The 3,842-nt window shown below is 74.2% G+C and carries 4 protein-coding genes; all 4 read left to right on the plus strand.

What is annotated here, in order from left to right; all coding sequences use genetic code 11:
• The coding region (locus H5J29_RS24330; protein ID WP_181783355.1) for a Gfo/Idh/MocA family protein at window positions 1–699 on the plus strand (699 nt) is incomplete at its 5' end.
• Window positions 700–778: 79 nt separating this feature from the next.
• A complete protein-coding gene (locus H5J29_RS24335) occupies window positions 779–1,225 on the plus strand; it encodes a mycothiol transferase (RefSeq protein WP_312858381.1) in 447 nt (148 codons plus the stop codon).
• Window positions 1,226–1,417: 192 nt separating this feature from the next.
• Window positions 1,418–2,935 carry an ABC transporter substrate-binding protein gene (locus tag H5J29_RS24340; RefSeq protein ID WP_181783356.1) on the plus strand — a complete coding sequence of 506 codons (1,518 nt, stop codon included), beginning with the start codon at window positions 1,418–1,420 and terminating at the stop codon, window positions 2,933–2,935.
• Window positions 2,932–3,842, plus strand: a 911-nt coding sequence (locus H5J29_RS24345; protein ID WP_181783357.1) for an ABC transporter permease, incomplete at its 3' end; no start/stop codon positions are given. The genes H5J29_RS24340 and H5J29_RS24345, both read left to right, overlap by 4 nt.

Genomic DNA, 3,842 nt, shown 5'->3' on the forward strand with positions numbered 1-3,842 from the left:
GCCGCGGCGGCGGGCGTGCAGCTCGCCGTGTTCCACAACCGCCGCTGGGACACCGACGTCCGCACCTTCCTCACCGTGCGGGACCGGCTCGGCGAGATCTGGCGCTTCGACTCCCGGATGGACTTCGACGACCCGGCCACGCTCGAGGCCGGTCCGGGCGGCGGGCTGCTGCGAGACCTCGGGAGCCACCTCGTGGACCAGGCGCTGTGGTTGTTCGGGCCCGCGGTGCGGGTGTCGGCGACCCTCGACCTCGTGACCCTGCCCGAGGGGGAGACGGACGCCGGGTTCGTCGTCACGCTCACGCACGCCTCCGGCACCCACTCGCACCTGTCCGCGAGCAAGGTGAACCGGTTGGTGGACCGCGAGATCCGGATCCTCGGTGCGGACGGCGCCTACGTCTCGGCCATGTCCGACGTCCAGACGCAGGCGATCCTCGCCGGTCGCCGACCCGCGGAGGATCCCGTGGGCTGGGGCGTCGAGGCGCCGGAGCGCTGGGGGACGCTGCACACCGTGGCGGGCGCCGAGCGCGTGCCCTCGGCCCAGGGTTCCTATGTGGACTACTACGAGGGGTTCGCCCGTGCGGTCGCCGGGGAGGGCTCGGTGCCGGTCTCCGGCGCCGACGCCGTCGCCACGCTGCGGGTGCTCGACGCCGCCCGGGTCAGCCACGACGAGGGCCGCACCGTCACGCTGGAGCCATGACCTGGCGTTCACCGAACCGCCCCCCGCTCCCGTCGCGTTCCTGCCGGCCGACGGCCCGGGTGTCGGCTCGGAACGCACGGTGCTGCAGGCCCAGCTGGACCGCCGGCGGGCCACGCTGCTGCGGATCTGCGCGGGCCTGACGGCGGAGCAGCTCGCCGCCCGGCCGCTGCCGTCGGCGCTGTCGTTGCTGGGTCTGGTCCGCCACCTCGCGAAGGTCGACCGGGTCTGGCTGCGGCAACGCGTCGCGGGTCGGGAGATCGAGCCCCTGCACGGCGGCCCCGGAGACCCCACGGACTCCGCCGCCGCCGACCCCGCCCGCGCCGCGGACGAGGTCGCGGCCCTGCAGGCGGAGCGGGCCGCCTCGGACGCCGCGGCCGCGGGCGTCCCGCTGGACCGGGAGATCGACTTCCGCGGCGAGCCGACCTCCGTCCGGACCGTCTACACCTTCCTGCTCGTCGAGTACGCCCGCCACAACGGCCACGCCGACCTGCTCCGCGAGGCCCTCGACGGGGTCACCGGCCGGTAGCCCCAGACCGCCCAGCCGCCGTTATGGAGCCACAACTGTCGTTTCGACGCCTCGATTCGACAGTTGTGGCTCCATAACGCCCGGCTCGGGCACCGGCCCCGACGGCGGCCCTGGGGCACGGTGACCTCTCCGACATATGACGGACTGTTCAGATCAGAGGCTATACGCTGCCGGGGCCGACAAGGAGGTCCCATGATCGTCACTCGCCGCAGGTTCCTCGCCGGAGCCGGTGCGCTCGCGACCCTGGCCGCGCTCCCGGCGTGCTCCGGTGGCGCCGAGACCGCGCAGGCAGGCGGGCGGCTGCGGGCGGCGTTCGTGGCAGGGGGCTCGCAGGAGAAGCTCGACCCGCACGTGCTCCCGCAGTTCGCCGACCAGGCGCGAGCGAAGGCCTGCTTCGACACCCTGGGCCGCTGGGAGCAGGACATGTCGTGCACCCCGAGGCTCGCCGAGTCCTGGGAGGGCGACGCGACCGGCACCCGCTGGCGCATCGTGCTGAGGCAGGCGAGCTTCCACGACGGGCGCCCGGTCCGCGCCGCCGACGTCCTCTACACCTACCGGCGGATCGCCGACCCGGCCACGACGGCGAGCGCCGCACCGCTGTTCGCCGGCATCGACTTCGCCGCCAGCCGGGCGGTCTCGGACCGCGAGCTGGAGATCGTGCTCGGTGCGCCCAACCAGCTCTTCCCGGTCGGCTTCGGCTCCTACGGCAGCGAGATCGTGCCCGAGGGGACCACCGACTTCACCGCGCCCGTCGGCTCCGGCCCGTTCCGGTTCGTCTCGTTCACCCCGGGCGGCCCGGCGCTCTACCGCCGCAACGACGCCTACTGGGACGGCGCCCCGCCGCTCGAGGAGCTCGAGTTCCTGCCGATCAACGACGAGAGCGCCCGGATCGGCGCGCTGCTCTCCGGCCAGATCGAGTACGCCCACGACATCCGCGCGACCAGTGCCCAGCAGCTGGAGTCGGACTCCCGCGCGCAGGTCCTCGCCGCGCCCGCCGCCGCGTCGCAGTTCCTCTACGTCAAGCACGACCGGGCGCCGTTCGCCGACCCGCGGCTGCGGCAGGCCCTGGTCCTGGGGCTCGACCGGCCCGCCCTCGCCCAGGTCGCGCTGCTCGGGCGCGGCGTCCCGGGCAACGACATGTTCGGGCCGGGCCTGCAGTACTACCCGGACTCCGTCCCGCAGCGGGAGCGAGACGTCGACCGCGCGCGTGCGCTCGTCGCCGAGTCGGGGGTGTCCATGGTGGAGCTGTCGACCGGCGTCACGGACCCGTCCTGGCAGGCGGCGACCCAGCTCGTGGTCGCGCAGCTCGCCGAGGTCGGGCTGACCGTGCAGACCAGGACCGTCCCGCCGGAGACGTACTTCGCGGACGTCCGCAGGTCCGCGACCTTCCACTTCGGACGCACCGGCACCCTGCCGATCCCGAACTGGATCGCCACCACCCAGCTGACCAGCCGGGAACAGGCGAGCTTCAGCAAGTACCGCAACCCCGAGATCGACCGGCTCTACGCGCAGGCCCTCGCCAGCCCGGACGACGCCGTCCGCGCCCAGTCGATCGGCCGGGCCCTGACCCTCGTCCACGACGACGTCGCCGCCCCGATCTGGGGCGTCAGCGACTGGATCGTCGGGGCGGACTCCGCGGTGCGGGGGCTCGGCGCGTTCCGCCCGAACACCTACGACTGGGCGAACTTCTCCCGGGTCTCCCTGGGGTGAGGCTGCGGGCGGGGATCGCGCTGCTGCAGCTCGCGGCCGTCACGGTCGCGGTCTTCGCGCTGACCACGTTCCTGCCCGGGAACACCGCCGAGGTGGTCCTCGGCCCACTCGCCACCCCCGAGCAGATCGCGGTGCTGCAGGAGCGGCTCGGCCTGGACCGGCCGGCGACAGAGCGCTTCCTGGACTGGGTCGGCGGCCTGCTGCACGGCGATCTCGGCACGTCGCTCGCGACGGGCCGCCCGGTCGTCGAGGACCTGGGTGCACGTTTCGTGCTCACCGCGCTGCCGGCGCTCCTGGCGGTGGCGATCCTCGTGCCACTCGCGGTCGCACTGGGCTGCTGCGCGGGGCGGCGGCCGGGTTCGGCGGCGGACCGGCTGGTCACGGCCACCACGACCGTCGCGCAGGCCGTGCCGGACTTCGCGCTCGGGTTGCTGCTCGTCGCCCTGTTCGCGCTCCAGCTCGGCTGGCTGCCCGCCACCGCCGCAGGCACGGTGGGGGTCTCCGGCCTGACGCCTGCGATGCTGGTCCTCCCGATCACCATCCTGGTGTCGAACCAGCTCGGGAGCCTGGCGCGGCAGGTCCGGATCGGCGTCGTCGAGACGGAGGCGGCCGAGCACGTCGCGCACCTGCGCAGGCTCGGGCTGGGCGAGCGGACGCTCCTGCTGCGGCACGTCCTGCCGGGGGCGGTGGTGCCGTCGGTGCAGCAGTTCGCGCGCACGATCGACGGGCTGCTCGGCGGGGTCCTGGTGGTCGAGGCGCTGTTCGCGCTGCCGGGCATCGGGTCGGGCTTCGTCTCGGCGGTGCAGACCCGGGACCTGCCGGTCGTGCAGACCTACGCGCTGCTCTTCGCGCTCACGACGGTCGTGGTCAACCTCGCCGCGGACCTCGTGTCCGCGCGGCTGGTCCC

This window comes from Pseudonocardia pini, assembly GCF_013870575.1.
GTDB classification, from domain to species: domain Bacteria; phylum Actinomycetota; class Actinomycetes; order Mycobacteriales; family Pseudonocardiaceae; genus Pseudonocardia; species Pseudonocardia pini.